This window comes from Pseudarthrobacter woesei (assembly GCF_055412745.1).
In genome coordinates this window covers 185,967-202,967 of record NZ_JBVAYU010000007.1, presented here as the reverse complement: position 1 = coordinate 202,967, position 17,001 = coordinate 185,967, and the positions used below count along the sequence as shown (strand labels likewise).

Here is a 17,001-nt window from a genome sequence, read left to right as displayed (position 1 = left end):
AGCCGGGCGGAGCTTTTTTTGTTGGGCGGACCTGCCCGGAGCGGGCTGCGGACTCCGGTCACACCACGGTCAGCGTGACAACCGAGCCTTCCGGGACGCTCTTGTTCACCGGATCCTGATCCCGGACGGTGCCGAAGAAGCCGCCCAGAATGTTGTTCACACGCACTTCAAAGCCCAATTGCTCGAGGGCCTTGCGGGCTTCGGCCACCTGCTTGCCGATGAAGCTGGGGACGTCGACGAGCTTCGGACCCTTCGAAATGGTCAGGGTCACGGATCCGCCCTTGGTGAGGTTGCCGGTCGCGGGGTCCTGGGCCACCACGGCGCCCTTCGGGACCTTCCGGTCGTTGACGGTCTCAGGGGAGACCACGGGCTTGAGCCCGGCAGCCTCGAGGGCCTTGACCGCGGCGCCCTGCTCCTGGCCGCGTACGTCCGGCACCGGGATGGGTTGTGGGCCCTTGGACACGGTGAGGTTCACCGGGGTGCCGTGCCGGACCGGATTGCCACTGCGTGGCGCCTGGGCCAGGACCGTGCCGGCGGCTGCCGATTCGTCATAGGTCTCGGAGATCTGCCCCAGCGCCATCCCGGCACCGTTAAGTGCCGCCTTTGCCTCGTCCAGGGACGTTCCGGTCAGCTGCGGCAGCGGAAACAACTCGGGGCCCTTGGAAACGGCCAGCGACACTGGCTGGAACTTCCGGATGACCTGGCCGGCCGGGGGCTCCGAGCCCACCACCAGGCCGGGCAGAACATCGTCGTCGAAGACGTCCTTGGTGGTGGACTGGAAGCCGGCGGTCCGCAGCAGCTGCTGGGCCTCGGCCACCGTCTTGTTCGCGAGCTCAGGAATCGTTCCGGGTGAGCCGGGGCCCATGCCGAAGAACCAGCCGGCGCCACCGGCCAGCAGGGCGGCTATGACCAGCACGAGAATCCACAGCATCCCCCGGCGCCGGGGATTTCCCTCGCGCAGGCTGCGCACCGGGGTGGCCGCCGCACGCTGGCGCGCCTTTTCCTCGTCACGGTCCTGCTTGCGCTGCGCCCGTTTGCCGGCGGGTGCCGTGAAGGGGGCCGGTGCCCCGCCGGTATGCTCGTCCGGAGCGCCATACGAGGCTTCCTCCGGGGCGGAGAGAGGTCCGTAGCCCGGGCGCCGCGGCGCGGCCGACATCACGGTGGTGGGGTTGCTACCGCGGGAGATGATCTCCGTCGGCTGCCGGCTGCCGCCGGGGCTCTCGGACGGGGCACCGCCGTCGGCAGGGCCGGGAGCAGCGGCGGCCGGGAGGGTCCTGCGGTGGGCGGCCGGGGGCTGGAGGTCCAGTTCGGCGTCGCTGAGGTTGGTCCGGATGTGCCGCAGTTCAGACAGCAGCGCGCTGCCGTCCACGGGACGCTTGTCCGGGTCATTGGCGGTGCACCACTGCACCAGCTCATCGAGTTCCCCCGCGAGGCCCGGAACGAGCTCCGAGGGGGCTCCCACGGTCGAGTTCACGTGCTGGTAGGCCACCTGAATGGGGACTTCGCCGTCGAACGGCTGCCGGCCGGTCATCATCTCGTAGAGCATGATTCCGACCGAATAGATGTCGCTGCGGGCGTCGGCCTGCTTGCCGAGCACGAGCTCGGGGGAGAGATAGGCCACCGTGCCGATGAGGGCGCCGGTGCTGGTCGACGTCGAGACGGCCCGGGCCAGCCCGAAGTCGCCGACCTTGATCCGGCCGTCGTCGGCGATCAGCACGTTCTCGGGTTTGATGTCGCGGTGGATGAGGCCGGCGTCATGGGCGGCGCCAAGGCCCTCGACGACCGGATCGATCAGTGCGAGGGCGAGGCGCGGCGACAGCGCACCCTTGTCCTTGATGACGTCCCGCAGGGTGTGGCCCTTGATGTACTCCATGACGAGGTACGCGATCCGGCCGTCTTCGCCCTGGTCCAGGACTCCCACCACATGCGGGTGGGAGAGCCTGGCCGCGGCCTTGGCTTCGCGTCCCAGCCGGTCCAGGAACTGCGGGTCGCCGGCCATATGGGGGTGCAGCACCTTCAGCGCCACATCACGCTCCAGGCGCTGGTCCGTGGCCACGTAGACCGTGGACATCCCGCCGCTGGCCAGCCGGGCCTGAATCAGGTACCGGCCATCCACCATGGTGCCTACGAGTGGGTCCGACGTGTAATCCTGCACCATACGATCCTAATCGCTGCACGGAAACGGGCCCGGATCAACATGCGATCCGGGCCCGTATCGTTATGCTCCGGGGCTCAGCGGCGGCGCATTGTGCGCCCCGGCCTGCGGGGTTCTGAGCCTTAGCTGAAGTTCTTCTGGTGGGCCTTGATGGACGCCACGTACCGCTTGGTGTCGTCGTACATGCCGTATTTGCTGACCGAGTACTGGCCCTGGTAGTAGCCCGCGATGGCGGTATCCAGATCCTTACTGGTGCGGGTCAGCTGGCGGATGATGGCGACGCCGGCCGTGGCGTTGTCGTAGGGATCCAGCAGGTTGAGCTTGCGGCCCACGAGGTCCGAGGCCCACTGGCCGGAAGAGGGGATGACCTGCATGGTGCCGATTGCGTTGGCCGGGGAGACCGAGCGGTGGTCGAAGCTGGATTCCTGGAAGGCGAAGGCCAGTGCCAGGGACGGATCGACGCCCATCTTGCGGGCGGTGTCCGCGACGATCGACTTCATCTGTTCGCGGCTGGGGACGGGAGAGGCGTTCAACAGTGCCTTGTTCTCGTTTGCCGAGCTGACTACGGCGGCCGGGTAGCTGAAGCCGAGGAACGTGCTGGGCACGAGCGGTGTCACCGTGGCCGGGGGCTGGCTGGACGCCGGAGCGATCGGGGCCGGAGCGGTCGAGCCACCCGGAATCACCAGCTTCTGGCCGGGGTGGATGATGCTGCTCATCGTCAGCCGGTTGGCGGCGAGGATGTCAGACAGCTTGACGCCGTTCCTGGCCGCGATCCCGGAGAGGGTGTCCCCGGACTTGATCGTGTACGAGCCCGGGGCCGGGGTTGCAGGGGCGGAAGCAGGTGCCACCGAGGCGGGGGCGGCCGGAGCAGGCGCCACCGGGGCGGGGGCGGCTGCGCCGTTGCCGATCCTGATCTGCTGGCCCGGGCGGATGATGGAGCCCATGTTGAGCCCGTTCCAGCCGAAGACTTCGGAGAGCTTGACGCCATGGCGGGCCGCGATAGCGCTGAGCGTGTCGCCCGGCTTCACGGTGTAGCTACTGCCGCCGGTCGAACTGGCGGGCGCAGGGGCCGAGGGTGCCGCCGGTGCGGGTGCCGGAGCGGTGGCGGTGCCGCCGAGCTTGATCTTCTGTCCGGGGTAGATGATCGTGTTCGCCTGCAGGTTGTTCAGCTTGAGGATGGCGTACGTATCCAAGCCGAACTTGCCGGCGATCCCGCTGATCGTGTCGCCGCGGGAGATCGTGTATTCAGCCGGCGCCGACACCTGGGCGGGACGGAAGGCGGTGGGGACCGTAGTGGAGACAGCATTGGCCGGGATCATGGCTGACGTCAGTGACTTTGCCGTCTGCGCCTGTGCCTTCATGGCTGCAGCCAGTGTTGCCGGGATGGCACGCGGGCGGGACTCAGCCGCTGCGGGCTGGGCGAGCGCCAGAGAAGAAAGCATGACGGCGGGCAGCGCCGCTGTCGTGGCCGCGATCATCGGCAGGCTGGGCCGCGGGTGGGGCTTTGGCGAACGAGACGTCGTCATGGGAAAAATCCTCTTCTCAGCGGCGAACGCTGCAGGTCAGGCTGGTGTCACTGGTGTTACCAGTGTGACTGATGTTAGTGCTGTTACAAATGTGATCTATGTGAATCTCTCATGAATTGGCAATTAGCACAAGAACTGTTTGACATTCTGCAAACGTGATTTTGTGGAGTGTCGACGGGTGCGGGGTGCGGCGGCTCCTTAATGTCCGGTGAAGACGCCCGGGAGCCGACTAGGCGCAGGGGTACCTGCCGTGGCAATCTTGATCCGTGAGTAATGTAGAAAGCCTCGTGGGCGAATGGCTGCCCCTGCCCGATGTCGCCCAGCTTCTGAACGCTTCCATTACCAAGGTTCATGCCTTGCTGGATGAACGCGCGCTGGCCGCATTGCGGGTCGGCGAACGGCGGATTCGGTGTGTGCCGGCGGAATTCATTCAGGACGGACACGCCGTGGAGAGCCTCAAGGGGACCATCGTGGTCCTCTCCGACGCGGGCTATTCGGATGAGGAACTCATTACCTGGCTCTTTACGCCGGATGAATCCCTGCGCGGCCGGCCGATTGATGCACTGCGCGAGGGCCGCAAGACGGAAATCCGCCGCCGGGCACAGTCCCTGGCCTGGTAGCACCGGCACTTCAGCGCCCCTGAGGTGCCAAGAGCCTCTTAACAACCAAGGGCCGCGCACGGCGTATTTGCCGTGCGCGGCCCTTGGAGTAACCGGCTTGAGTGGCCGGCCTGGAGCCGCAGGGAGGGGCTCAGGCGGTGCGGCTGACCGTTGCCTCGGCTAGCTTCCGGAGCGCCGTCTTGGGCAGCTCGTCAAGCGGCAGGAGGTCCAGGGCGGCAAAGGCCGCGCGGCCGAATTCCTCGATCAGTACTTCCGTGGCCTGCAGTGCGCCGCAATCCGCGATAATGCGGCGGATCTCGTCCACGTCCGCCTCGTCAAGATCGGGGCTTCCGAGCTTGGCATCGATGAACGCCGATTCGGCCGGCGTTGCCTGGTCCAGGGCGAAAGCCACCAGAACGGTCCGCTTGCCTTCGCGCAGATCGTCCCCGGCCGGTTTGCCGGTGGTGACCGGATCGCCAAACACGCCCAGTACATCGTCCCGCAGCTGGAAGGCCTCGCCGAGCGGGAGGGCGAAAGCCGAGTAGCCCCGCAGCAGCTCATCCGGTGCGCCGGCCAGTGCACCGCCGAGGGCGAGCGGGTGCTCGGTGGAGTACTTGGCCGATTTGAAACGGATGATGGACTGGGCGCGGCTGACCGCCCCGGCACGGTCCCGCCGCGGTCCGGCGACCTCCTCGAGGATGTCGAGGTACTGGCCGGCCATGACCTCGGCGCGCATCAGGTTGAAGATGAGGCGGGCCCGGCTTCCGGATGCGGCGCGGTCGCCGATTTCGGTGAAGGATTCCTCGCTGAAGGACAGGCACAGATCTCCGGTGAGGATGGCGGCCGCGTGGCCGAACCGTTCGCTGTCCAGCGCCCAGCCCTGGGTTTCGTGCAGCTCGCTGAAACGCCGGTGCACACTGGGGCCGCCCCGGCGGGTGTCCGAGCGGTCAATGATGTCGTCGTGGATGAGCGCCGCGGCCTGGAACAGCTCCAGGGCGGAACCGGCCGTGACCACTTCGCCGGCCCCTGCCTCCCCGCCCGCGCCGCGCCAGCCCCAGTAGCACATGAGCGCGCGCAATCGTTTGCCGCCGGTGACCAGGTTCGAGATGGATCCCATCAGCGGATCGATGTCCGGGGAGATCGAGGACATGACGGCCTGGCGGGTGGTCAGGAAATCGGTGAGCTTGCCGGCGACGGCGGCCACGTACGCAGTCTGCTCAAGGCGCAGCTGTTCCGCGAGGGTCACTTGACAGACTCAGCAGCGACGTTCGCGCCGATGGTGAAGGTCGAGGTTCCGGCGGTTTCCATCACGGAAATGTTGACCGTCTCGGTGTCACCGCGGAGGAAGTCCTTGGACGGCACTGTACCCACGGTCTCGCCGGGAACCGCCTTGAAGCCCTGTGCCTCCACTGCGGTGGTGTAGAACGCCAGGACGGCAGCCGCCGGCGAGGCAATGCTGCCCACCAGTGCCGCGGTAGCCGGCACGGTGGTCTTGTCAAAACTGCTGGAGACGACCTTCGCGCCGGGCATCAGGGGCAGCAGGGTCTGCGGGAAACCGGGAACCATCGCGCCCACCGTGGCCGAGGTGCCGGGTTCCGCCGAGGGGCTGGCCGGCGCGGTGGTGGAGGGCTGGGCCGGGGACGGCACGGCCGACGTCGACGAGGAACCCGAGGAAGCTGTCCCGGGGGTGGCGGGCGTACATGCGGCCAGGGCGGCCATTAACGTACCGGCCGCAAGTACCGCAACTGCAGCACGTTTGCGCTCTCCAAAAACCTTCACAGGGACTTTCCTCCTGGTGTTGACGCCGGATTCAGCCTCCAGTTTAGCCAGTCCCGGGGCATAGGATTGAAGTTGTGGTGCCGGACAGGAATAAACAGCAGCAGGACCAACCCGTTGAGCAGGTTCTTGACGCGGCATCCGGCCGGCTCAGCGAAGCAACTCTCCGTGAACTCCGGCGCAGCAGCATCATGCATGTTGACATGGATGCCTTCTTTGTCTCCGTCGAGCTGCGCAGCCGTCCCGCGCTGGTGGGCAAACCGGTGATCGTGGGCTATCCCGCAGACCGCTCGGTAGTGCTTTCAGCCTCCTACGAGGCCCGCGCCTTCGGCGTGAAATCGGCGATGCCGATGGTGATAGCGGCCCGCACGTGCCCCTCGGCCGTCATCATCGAACCCCGGCACAAGCTGTACTACGAGGTGTCCGGCCAGATCATGGAGATCTTCGGGTCGATCACCGACCTCGTGGAGCCCCTGAGCGTGGACGAGGCCTTCCTCGACGTCGGGGGAGCGATCCGGCGGCTGGGCCCGCCCCGGCAGATCGGGGAACTCATCAGGACCAGGGTCCGCAGCGAACTCGGCATTACGGCGTCCGTGGGCATCGCGGCGAGCAAGTTTGTGGCGAAGATCGCCTCGACCCGGTGCAAGCCGGACGGCCTGCTGCTCATCGGTCCGGACGAGACCGTGCCGTACCTGCACAGCCTGCCCGGCAGCGCGCTCTGGGGGGTCGGCGCCAAGACCGTCGAGGTGCTCGCCAGGATGGGCATCCGCACGGTGGCCGACGTCGCGGCGTCGCCGCTGCCGTCGCTGCGCAAAGTTCTTGGCGCCTCGGGGGAGCACGTGTACCGGCTGTCGTGGGGGATTGACCCGCGCCCGGTGACCCCGGTCCGGCTGGAAAAGAGCATCGGCGCCGAGGAGACCTTCGCCGTGGACACTGCGGACGAGGCCCTGCTGCACCGGGAGCTGCTGCGCCTGTCGCACCGGACGGCGGAACGGCTCCGGGGCGCGGGCATGCACGCCCGGACCGTGGCCCTCAAACTGCGTTACGCGGATTTCTCAACCATCACCCGCAGCCGCACGGTCAGCACACCTATCGACAGCGCGCAGCTGCTCTATGCCGTAGCGGTCCAGCTTCTGGAGTCCATCGGCGACCGCCCCATGACGGTGCGGCTGGTGGGGATCCGGGCCGAGCAGCTGGAAGAAGCCGCCAGTGCCCCCCTGCAGTTGAGCCTGGACCGCCGCGACGACAACTGGCGCGCGGCGGAGCAGGCGCTGGATGCGGTGACCCGGAAATTCGGCACGAAATCAGTACTGCCGGCCCGGCTGCTGGATCCGGGCGGCGGTTCCGGCTGATTCGGCCCCCTGTAGAGCCATCAGTCTCTTTCCGAAGAGGGCGCAACAAACTATCCTTATTTATACGTAGGTTTAGAACGACTCGAGCGAGCGTTCGGACTCTTTCGTGACCAGCTGAACACCTGTGAACGGGACGGCGGAAACTTCTCTTCGACCAACGACGGCGAATGGGAACCACTCCGGAATCCCGGACGTTATGGATTTAGGACACTGGCCACGTCAAGTCTGGACGTTGGCCGACTTAAGGAGGTCGTGATGCCGCTCTCGGAGCACGAACAGAAGTTGCTGGAGCAACTTGAGAAGCAGCTGCATGAGGACGATCCCAAGTTCGCCAGCTCGATGGGCTCTGACGCGGGACGCTCATGGTCCACCCGCCATCTGGTCATCGGCGTTCTGGCCACGTTGGCCGGCATCGTCCTGTTGCTATTCGGCGTGACGGTTCAAATCATTCCCGTCGGCGTCCTTGGCTTCGTCGTTATGGGCGCCGGCGTTTACTACGCCACGATGCGGGGTGCTTCCGCCGGTAAGGGCAAAGCCGACGCTCCTGGCCGGAAGCCCGGGAAGCCCAGGAGCTCGTTTATGAGCAGCCTCGAGGAACGCTGGGACGAAAGGCACCGCGGGGAGTCCTGACGCCCCCTTTTTCCTCCTCCATTCCCCACCACGGGGCGCCCGGGAGGACCGCAAAGTCCCGCAAAGACCCGCTTCGGCGGGTCTTTTGCCGTTAAACGACCGGAGAATTCGCCGATTCTCCGGCATTTTCGCCGGCGCCAGGCGGGAGCGATGGACAGCAGAGGCGTCGAGGGCGGCCGCGCGTCACGTTCCTGAACCGGGCCTGTGACTGTTAGTTCGGAATGGCGGTTATTCCCAGCCCGGGTTGGCGGTCAGCTGATTCCGATGACGAGGGTTGAGCATGCGGCTTCAAGGACGTCGTTGGTGATGGTGCTGAGTTCATTGATTTTCATGACCTTCGACCTGGGTGAAGAGCCGGTCGATGAGGCGGAAGTTGCCTCGGGTAATCCGCACGACGGCGCCATCGCCCTGGGCATCGGTGGAGTCTTCAGGGTTCAGGGTCTGGCCGAGCTTGTGCCACCGGCGCTCTAGAACGAAAACGCAGTTCTTCCTGGGCGAGCGGACGATATTCGTGGGCGAAGCCTGCCCCTGGCGGGCTGTGGAAGAGGAATGCGCCGGGGTCATCAGCCTCTACGCCCGCGGGCGGAGATCTCCAGATCCGGGCCGGACGCCGGGACCGGCCCTTGAGTATCCTCTATACCCTCGCCGGTGGGCATCCCCGGACCCGGGCACCCCGGGCTGCCGGGCTTTTGCCGGCAGTCTTCCACAAAAAATGTGGAAAGGTTTCCCGGCCACCCATCCGTGATGCGGACCACAACGAACCTTCAGTGTCACCATCGTGGGCCAGTCTGTAGGCAGCAGCTTGGGGGCTGGCTCTTCCGTCTGGGGACCCGGCGGGAGTACCGTCCGGAATGTCATGGTCTCAAAAACGCACTCATGACAGGAGCACACCAATGTTCGACCAGAAATTCGTTACCGATGCACTGAGCCGCAGCGCCGAAGACCCGATGGATCGGCGCATTCTGTTCCGGGCCGCCGGGATCGCAGGGATTGGCGGCGCCGCGGCCCTGATCGCGAGCTCACCGGCGTATGCGTCCCGGGAGGAAGAGAACTCCGGCAAGGGGCCCAGCGACGGGGCCATCCTGAACTTCGCCCTCAACCTGGAATACCTTGAGGCGGAGTTCTACCTCCGTGCCGTCACAGGCCGCGGACTGGACGACGACCTCACCGACGGCAAGGGACGCAAGGGCGGGGTCACCGGCGGAGCCAAGGTACCGTTCAAATCCGGCAGCCTGATCGAAAAATACGCCAAGGAAATAGCCGCCGACGAGAAATCGCACGTAAAGTTCCTTCGTACCGCTTTGGGAAAAGCCGCTGTTTCCCGGCCCCAAATCGATCTGGAGGCCAGCTTCACCGCCGCGGCAAAGGCCGCGGGCCTGATCAAGGCAGGCCAGAAATTCAACCCCTTCGCCGATGAAACCAGTTTCCTGCTGGGTGCCTTCATCTTCGAAGACGTCGGCGTCACCGCTTACAAGGGAGCAGCCCCGCTGATCGATAACAAAACTTACCTCGAAGCCGCCGCCGGCATCCTCGCTGTCGAGGCCTACCACGCCGGCATCATCAGAACGACCCTCTACGCTCGCGATCTGCAGATGCCCGCCCAGGCCATCTCCGATGCCCGGGACAGTCTCGACGGATCCACGGACCTCGACCAGGGAATCGGCACCAAAGACACCGCCAACCTCGTCCCCACGGACGGCAACGGCATCGCCTTCAGCCGCAGCGCAGGACAAGTCCTGAACATCGCCTACCTGACCCCCAAGGCAGTACGCGAAGGCGGGTTCTTCCCCAAGGGTGTCAACGGCGACATCAACACCAGCGCCGCGAGCTCCTGACCCACCGCACACCCACAAAAGAAGCCCCGGAACCAAGGCAGGCAGGCGCCCAAGGGTGCCTGCCTGCCCCGGCCGGGGAAGAACGGCCCGCGCGTCGGCGGGCACCTCACCAGGCTGATCCGCGACCCGCTAGGCACACGGTGCCCGGCTGATTCGGACATTGCCGGAAGGGTCCGAAGTAGCGGTCCCTGCGGCAAAGCCTACTCTCGCCCTGTGCAAGCAGGCGGACAAGAAAAGCAGCCCTTGCCTGCATGGCCGCCTTCGGCAGCACTGACTTCCGGGCCGACGTGCCCAACGTGACCGTTCCGGCCCTCGTGCTCCACGGCGACGGCGACGCCACCGTGCCCTTAGAAGGATCCGGCCAGCGCACCCACGCAACGCCGCCCGGCAGCGAACTGCACGTCATCGCCGGAGCGCCCCACGGATGCAACGTCAGCCACCCCGACGAATCGAACCAAACACTGATCCAGTTTTCGTGCCAGATAGATTCCACAACAGCGGAACAAGGCAGCCGGTGATCGTCCTCGCCCCGCTCGCGTTGAAGGAAGACTGAACGCCGTACGGGCCGGGCTGAGACAGCCACGGCGTGAACTTCCGCCCATCACGGACGGGCCCCGGGAGAGGGGCGGGCGCCGGTCCACTGCGCCGTCATTTTGCGTGCTGTCTGAACAGTGGACCCTCCGGCTCTTGGGTTGTTCGTAGAGAACCACCGCCAGGTAGGCCTCCGGCGCTCATCGGCAGGCGGTCCCAGAAAAAGACATTCTCATTCTTCCCCGGCGGCGGCGTTCCAAACACCACGACCAACTCAGGTCTGGGTATCGGTCCAGGAACCCACACCGGTCTGAATCTGGACGCCGACGTCAACCTGGAGGCAGCAAATGCGGACGATCACCAACGCCCCCACCACTGAGGGGACTACCAGACCAGCACCCCCGCTCGAGCCAGCTAAACCGCCAATCGAACGGTGAATGGACCGCCATTCTCAGCTAACAACCACCGGGCCGGCCCCGGAGTGCCCAAAAAATCCCTCCACAACGCACCACCGGCCCATCCGCCGTGCCATTGCAGGGAACTTCGGGGCACGCGCTCCCACAAATTGGCGCATAAATCTTCGGCGTGTCGTTGACTGTGGAGGGATGTGGAGTAATGTGGAGGACGTAAGAGGGTAGTGGCAGCACGGGGGACGTTGGGCTTCCCACGAACAGACAGGCGGTGGGCCGTGTTTCTCGGCACACATTCGCCGCGTCTGGACGAAAAGGGTCGAATCATCCTTCCCGCGAAGTTCCGTGAGGAGCTTGCCAGCGGACTGGTTCTCACAAGGGGCCAGGAACGCTGCATCTACGTCTTCAGCGAGGCGGAGTTCGGCCGGGTTCACGAGCAGATGCGGGAGACTCCAATCTCCAACAAGCAGGCGCGTGACTACATCCGGGTCTTCCTCTCTGGAGCCTCCGACGAGGTGCCTGACAAGCAGGGGCGCGTGACGATTCCGCAGGCGCTCCGGGAATACGCAGGACTCGGCAGGGAACTGGCCGTCATCGGCGCCGGAACCCGCGCGGAGATCTGGGACGCCCAGGCCTGGAACGAGTACCTCGCTGAAAAGGAAACGGCCTTCTCGGAGACCGACGACGCCATACCGGGGATTTTCTGAATCCCCACCGGATCCACCAGTACATGAACGTTTCTTGACCGAGATCTCCAGCCGCCCATCCGGTTGTTTTCCTGGCTCACTTCCCCGGAGCCAGGCGGACGCAGGGTAGGCGCGGATGGGGATCTGGATCAAGAAGCGGCCCGCAGCACCAGCGCAGCCACCACCAGCCCGGACAACGAAAGGACGCAGGCATGACTGACCCTGACCAGGCGAAGCCCACGTCCGAACGGCATGTACCGGTCCTCAAGGACCGGTGCATCAATTTGTTGGCTCCGGGTTTCGAGGCTGCGCGCGGTCGCGGCGAAACCCCGGTGGCCATTGACGCCACCCTGGGGATGGGCGGACACGCCGAGGCTATGCTCCAGCGTTTCCCGGACCTGCACCTGATTGGCATCGACCGCGACGAGGAAGCCCTGGCCCTGGCCGGGGAGCGGCTCACGCCGTTCGCCAACCGGATCGACCTCGTCCACGCCGTTTACGACGAAATTCCGGAGATCCTCGGTGACCTCGGATTCACGGAGGTTCACGGCGTCCTGATGGACCTCGGTGTCTCCTCCCTGCAGCTCGACGAGCGGGAGCGTGGCTTCGCCTACTCCTTCGACGCTCCCCTGGACATGCGGATGGACACGGGCCGGGGCCAGACCGCCGCCGACGTCGTCAACAACTACAGCGAAGAGGATCTGGTCCGGATCATCCGGAAATGGGGCGAAGAGAAGTTCGCCGGCCGCATCGCCAACCGGATCGTCACCTCACGCGCCGTGAAGCCTTTCACCACGACCGGGGAGCTCGTCGAGCAGATCCGCGACGTTGTCCCGTCCGGCGCCGCGAAGTCCGGCGGACACCCCGCCAAGCGCACCTTCCAGGCCCTCCGGATCGAGGTTAACGAGGAGCTCGACGTTCTGGAACGCGCCATCCCCGCCGCCATCAACGCGACCGCCCTCGGCGGCCGCGTTGTCGTAATGTCCTACCACTCGCTGGAAGACAAGATCGTCAAGGGATTCTTCCAGGCCGGCTCAAAATCCTCCGCCCCGCTCGGTTTCCCGGTGGAGCTCGAGGAGCATAAGGCCGAACTGAAGTCGCTGACGAAGGGCACCGAGGTGCCCACCGCCGCCGAAATCGTCGAAAATCCACGCGCCGCGTCCGCCCGGCTCCGCGCCGTGGAACGCATCAAAGCCAGGAGGTCCGCATGAGCACCGCTGCTGTCAACAGATTCCCCGTTGCCACAGGCGCGACCGCCCGTGCCCTGCCTGACGTCAATCCGGGTACGAGCCCGGCCCGGAAATCGCGTACACCGCTCTCGGTGGTCCGCTCGGCCCCGCGCAAGCGCCGGGCACCGTTCGTGGTGCTTTGCTTCGGACTTCTCGCCGTGGCCCTCATGGCGGTGCTGGTCCTCAACATCTCGGTCTCCACCGCGCAATACCAGCTGGTCCAGCTCAGGAGCGAGCAGTCGACCCTGACGAAGCAGAACCAGGACCTGACCCAGCAGGTGCAGAACTTCGATGCCCCGCAGAACCTGGCCGCCAAGGCCACGGAGCTTGGCATGGTGTCCTCCACCGTAAAGGGCCAGATCGATCTCTCCACCCTGGCTGTCACGGGCAAGGCCAAGCCTGCGGTGAAGGGCGATGCCCCCGGTGCCGTCATAGCAGCCCCGGCAGTTGCCGGCCAGCTCAGCGTCGTCCCGCCGGCCACCATGAATGAACCGCTCGCGAACCGCAAGCCGGCCGAAAGCGCGCCCGCGGCCCCTGCGGCAGAAGCGGTCCCGGCTCCGCCGGCCGCAGCTGTGGAACTGCACGGCGGATCCGTTCCGGCTCCCGCGCAAAAGGTTCCGGGACAGTAGCCCGGGACGGACCCCCAGACGGACCACCAGCCAGGCAAGCAGCAAGGAACATCGTGGCGCAGAACACCGGCAAGGCACGCAAGGCGAAAGCGCCAAGCGCGACTAAGCGGCTGCGGCTGGGCCTCGGCCTTATGCTGACGCTCCTGCTCGTTGTCGGCGGAAAGCTGTTCCTGGTGCAGGGACTCGACGTCGGCGGGATGGCCGAAGCCGCCCTCAACAACCGCCTCACCCCGGTCGAGCTGCCGGCCGAACGCGGCAGCATCCTTGACGCCAACGGCACTGTCCTGGCCAGCAGTGTGATCCGCTACAACATCGTTGTGGACCAGACCGTCAATACCAAGACCGAGACGTTCCGCCGGCTCGAGGCCGTGGACGGCAAGGACACCCTGGTCAAGGTCTCCCGGGACCAGGGAATCGCCGAACTCGCCACCCTGCTCGGTATGGAGAAGGACACTGTCAAGGACGCCCTCACAGGGGACCAGCGCTACTACATCGTGGCCAAGGACCTGAAGCCGGATGTGGAAGACCGCATCTCCAAACTGCAGATCCCCGGCATCGTCACCGAAGGCACCAGCAAGCGGGTGTACCCCAACGGTTCCGTCGCCGGCGGAATCGTCGGGTTCCTGAAGGACGGCGAGAGCGGCCAGGCCGGCCTCGAACAGACCCAGGATGAGGTCCTCAAGGGCTCCCGCGGAAAGCGGCTCTTCGAAATCGGTGCCGACGGGCTGCGCATCCCGGTCGGCGTGGATCAGCTGACCCCGGCCGTGAACGGCAAGGACATCAGGCTGACACTGAACTCGGACCTCCAGTACTTCGCCCAGCAGGCGATCCAGAGCCTGCGGGACAAACTCAGCGCCGAGTGGGGCGTCGTCATCGTCCAGGACATCAAGACCGGCGACATCATCACCATGGCGGACACCAACTCCCCGGACCCCAACGACCCGGGCAAGGTCGAGGCAAAGGACCGCGGCGTCCGCGCCGTGACTGCCGCCTACGAGCCCGGCTCGGTGCAAAAGATGATCACGGCCGCCGCGCTGATCGAGGAGGGAAAGTCCAGCCCGCTGGACAAGTTCACCATCCCGCCGTCGTACACCGTGGACGGACAGACGTTCAACGATTCTTTCACCCACGGCACCGAAGACCGCACCCTGGCCGGAATCCTTGGCTGGTCGATGAACACCGGCACGGTGATGGCGGGCCAGCGGCTCAGCAAGGACCAGCGCCATGACTGGCTGGCGAAGTTTGGCATCGGCGAAGCCCCGGAGATTGGCCTCCCCGCTGAGGCCCGGGGCATTCTGACGCCCGCCGACCAGTGGGACGGGCGCCAGGAGTACACCGTGCTGTTCGGGCAGGGCGTCTCGCAGTCCACGCTCCAAACTGTCCGCGCCTTCCAGAGCATCGGAAATAACGGCGTGATGCTCCAGCCGCGGCTGATCGATGGCTACATCAGCCCCGACGGCACCGAGGAGAAGGTCCCGGCCCAGCCGCCGCGGCAGATAGTCTCCAGCGACACCGCCAGGCAGGTCCGCGACATCCTCGAGAGCGCCGTGACAGAGGGCCAGATCAAGGACGCCGGGATCGACGGTTACCGGGTGGGTGCCAAGACGGGAACCTCGGAATCGCCCTGCGATGACGGCAAGTCCGGGTTCTGCGGTTATACGGCCTCCATGATCGGGATGGCGCCGATGGACGATCCGCGGTTTATTGTTGAGGTGGTCCTGCAACGGCCCAAGGGCAGCATCTACGGCATCACCAACGGACCGGTATTCCGGTCCGTGATGAGCCAGGCGCTACGGACCTTCAACGTCCAGCCGTCCACCGGCGAGCCCGTCAGGTTGCCGCAGTACGCCAAATAACACCCGGCGCGGCCAAGCGCCAAAGTACCAGCAAAGAACCTGTACCAAGCATCACCAAACAGCGCCTGCGCGCCGGAACACTCTTCCGTGCGCGGCGCAAGATCCACTGGCACCACCTTACGGAGATCCACTTGTCAGAGCTCAATGCCCCAGGCGCGTCCGCCGCGCCCGGTCCGGACTCCACGTCGGGCTTCCGGCCCACCGCGGTTACCGCGGTGCCGCTGGCAACCATCGGTGAGTCGATCGGCGTCGTCGTGCCAGGGCACTCAGGCTCCGTCCCGGTCACCGGGATCTCGCTGAACTCCCGCGCCGTGCAGCCGGGGGACCTCTATGTCGCACTGCCGGGCGCTACCCGGCACGGGGCGGACTTCGTGGCCCAGGCGGTGGCCGCCGGCGCCGCCGCGGTACTCACGGACGACGCCGGCGCAGGCCAGCTCGCGCTCTCGAACACCATGTCCGTTCCGGTGCTGCTGGCCAAGGAACCCCGCAGCCTGGTCGGAGCGCTGGCCGCCCTGATCTACCGGAGCAGGCCCGCGGACTCGGCCGCACCGTCCCTGTACGGCGTCACCGGCACCAACGGCAAGACCACCACCACCTATTTCATCAACGCCCTCCTGCAGGCCCTGGGCCAGAAGACCGGGCTGATCGGCACCATCGAGATCCTGGCCGGCGGCGAGCCGATCCCCAGCCTGCTGACCACGCCGGAATCCACCGACGTCCATGCTTTGCTCGCGCTCATGCGGGAACGCGGCCTCGATGCGGCGTCCATGGAGGTTTCCTCCCATGCCGTTTCGTTCCACCGCGTGGACGGGGTGGTGTTCGATGTTGCCGGCTTCACCAACCTGACCCAGGACCATCTGGACCTGCACGGGACGATGGATGAGTACTTCCAGACGAAGGCGCAGCTGTTCGCCACAGGGCGGGCCCGTACCGCCGTCGTGACAGTAGACGATGCATGGGGGGTGAAACTTGCGGCCGCCGCCGGCATCCCGGTCACCACCCTGGCCACCGCCGGACTGGCCGCCGCCGCTTCCGCGGCGGCAGACTGGACCGTCAACAACCCGGTCCCGCGCGGGCTCGGCACCGAGTTCACGCTCCGGCACAGCGACGGCACCGAACTGCGGGTCCACACCGGGCTCCCCGGGAGCTTCAATGTCGCCAACGCCGCGCTGGCTACCGTTATGGTGCTGTCCGGCGGACACGACGCCGCCGCGGTGCAGGCAGCCCTGGACCGCCATGACCCTTATACCGTCGCCGTCCCGGGACGCATGCAGCTTGTCTCGACGGCCCCGGCCGCGGTGGTCGACTTCGCCCACAACCCGGATGCCCTGGCGCGCGCGCTCGAGGCCGTCCGGGCCGCGGAGTCCGGCTCCAAGGTCATCGTCGTCTTCGGCGCGACCGGGCAGCGCGACCAGGGCAAACGGCCCGCCATGGGCGCCATCGCCGCCAGGCTCGCGGACACCGTCATCATCAGCGACGACGATCCGCACGATGAGGACGCCGCGGCCATCCGCGCGGGCGTCCTGGCCGGCGCTGTTGCGGCCCGGCAGCGCGAGGGACTGGACTGCACCATCCTTGAGGTCTTCCCGCGCGATGCCGCCATCCGGAAGGCCGTGGAACTCGCACGCCCGGAGGACACCATCCTCGTGGCCGGCCGGGGCCACGAGGTGTGGCAGGAAGTCAAGGGCGTCAACCTCGCCCTGGACGACAGGGTGGAACTCCGTTCCGCCTTGACAGCACGGGGATTCACCGTTCTCGAAGACCAGCGGATAGAGTCCTAAACCGAG

At 66.2% G+C, this 17,001-nt stretch carries 14 protein-coding genes and 1 pseudogene; 10 read left to right on the top strand and 5 right to left on the bottom strand.

What is annotated here, in order from left to right:
* Positions 1–58: 58 nt before the first annotated feature.
* Both ACZYZE_RS12245 and ACZYZE_RS12240 read right to left on the bottom strand, forming a co-directional pair.
* Positions 59–2,158, bottom strand: a complete 2,100-nt coding sequence (locus ACZYZE_RS12245) for a protein kinase domain-containing protein (RefSeq protein WP_459317139.1) — start codon at positions 2,156–2,158, stop codon at positions 59–61.
* 119 nt (positions 2,159–2,277) lie between these two features.
* Positions 2,278–3,681, bottom strand: a complete 1,404-nt coding sequence (locus ACZYZE_RS12240) for a LysM peptidoglycan-binding domain-containing protein (RefSeq protein WP_463907923.1) — start codon at positions 3,679–3,681, stop codon at positions 2,278–2,280.
* 266 nt (positions 3,682–3,947) lie between these two features.
* On the opposite strand from ACZYZE_RS12240, the gene ACZYZE_RS12235 reads away from it, so the two are divergent.
* A complete protein-coding gene (locus ACZYZE_RS12235) occupies positions 3,948–4,301 on the top strand; it encodes an Rv2175c family DNA-binding protein (protein ID WP_459317141.1) in 354 nt (117 codons plus the stop codon).
* 130 nt (positions 4,302–4,431) lie between these two features.
* Here the strand turns inward: ACZYZE_RS12235 and ACZYZE_RS12230 are convergent, their stop codons facing one another.
* The gene (locus ACZYZE_RS12230) at positions 4,432–5,526 is read right to left on the bottom strand and encodes a polyprenyl synthetase family protein (protein ID WP_459317142.1); all 1,095 of its coding nucleotides are present in this window, start codon (positions 5,524–5,526) and stop codon (positions 4,432–4,434) included.
* A complete protein-coding gene (locus tag ACZYZE_RS12225) occupies positions 5,523–6,059 on the bottom strand; it encodes a hypothetical protein (protein ID WP_463907920.1) in 537 nt (178 codons plus the stop codon). Before ACZYZE_RS12225 ends, ACZYZE_RS12230 begins: the two co-directional genes overlap by 4 nt.
* 188 nt (positions 6,060–6,247) lie before the next feature.
* Here ACZYZE_RS12225 and dinB point away from each other — a divergent pair, with 188 nt between their 5' ends.
* Positions 6,248–7,408 (top strand): DNA polymerase IV, encoded by a 1,161-nt coding sequence (gene dinB, locus ACZYZE_RS12220; RefSeq protein ID WP_463907977.1) that lies wholly within the window; start codon positions 6,248–6,250, stop codon positions 7,406–7,408.
* A 255-nt stretch (positions 7,409–7,663) separates the two neighbouring features.
* Positions 7,664–8,038 carry an SCO2097 family morphological protein gene (locus tag ACZYZE_RS12215; RefSeq protein ID WP_459317144.1) on the top strand — a complete coding sequence of 125 codons (375 nt, stop codon included), beginning with the start codon at positions 7,664–7,666 and terminating at the stop codon, positions 8,036–8,038.
* A 251-nt stretch (positions 8,039–8,289) separates the two neighbouring features.
* Here the strand turns inward: ACZYZE_RS12215 and ACZYZE_RS12210 are convergent.
* Positions 8,290–8,561: pseudogene (locus ACZYZE_RS12210) on the bottom strand (AAA family ATPase); the annotation flags it as partial.
* Positions 8,562–8,931: 370 nt separating this feature from the next.
* On the opposite strand from ACZYZE_RS12210, the gene ACZYZE_RS12205 reads away from it, so the two are divergent.
* The 7 genes from ACZYZE_RS12205 (at position 8,932) to ACZYZE_RS12175 (ending at position 16,995) form a co-directional block, all read left to right on the top strand.
* Positions 8,932–9,873, top strand: a complete 942-nt coding sequence (locus ACZYZE_RS12205; RefSeq protein WP_463907918.1) for a ferritin-like domain-containing protein — start codon at positions 8,932–8,934, stop codon at positions 9,871–9,873.
* Positions 9,874–10,124: 251 nt separating this feature from the next.
* Positions 10,125–10,391 (top strand): alpha/beta fold hydrolase, encoded by a 267-nt coding sequence (locus ACZYZE_RS12200; protein WP_459317146.1) that lies wholly within the window; start codon positions 10,125–10,127, stop codon positions 10,389–10,391.
* Between the two features lie 701 nt (positions 10,392–11,092).
* Positions 11,093–11,521, top strand: a complete 429-nt coding sequence (gene mraZ / locus ACZYZE_RS12195) for a division/cell wall cluster transcriptional repressor MraZ (RefSeq protein ID WP_463907916.1) — start codon at positions 11,093–11,095, stop codon at positions 11,519–11,521.
* 191 nt (positions 11,522–11,712) lie between these two features.
* A complete protein-coding gene (rsmH, locus tag ACZYZE_RS12190; protein ID WP_459317148.1) occupies positions 11,713–12,711 on the top strand; it encodes a 16S rRNA (cytosine(1402)-N(4))-methyltransferase RsmH in 999 nt (332 codons plus the stop codon).
* Positions 12,708–13,358: a cell division protein FtsL gene (ftsL, locus tag ACZYZE_RS12185; protein WP_459317149.1), complete on the top strand. Its 651-nt coding sequence runs from the start codon at positions 12,708–12,710 to the stop codon at positions 13,356–13,358. Before rsmH ends, ftsL begins: the two co-directional genes overlap by 4 nt.
* A 53-nt stretch (positions 13,359–13,411) precedes the next feature.
* Entirely contained in the window at positions 13,412–15,214 is a 1,803-nt protein-coding gene (locus tag ACZYZE_RS12180; RefSeq protein ID WP_459317150.1) for a peptidoglycan D,D-transpeptidase FtsI family protein, read from the top strand.
* A gap of 131 nt (positions 15,215–15,345) precedes the next feature.
* Complete coding sequence (locus ACZYZE_RS12175; RefSeq protein WP_463907913.1) at positions 15,346–16,995, top strand: UDP-N-acetylmuramoyl-L-alanyl-D-glutamate--2,6-diaminopimelate ligase; 1,650 nt, start codon at positions 15,346–15,348, stop codon at positions 16,993–16,995.
* The last annotated feature ends 6 nt before the right edge of the window (positions 16,996–17,001 follow it).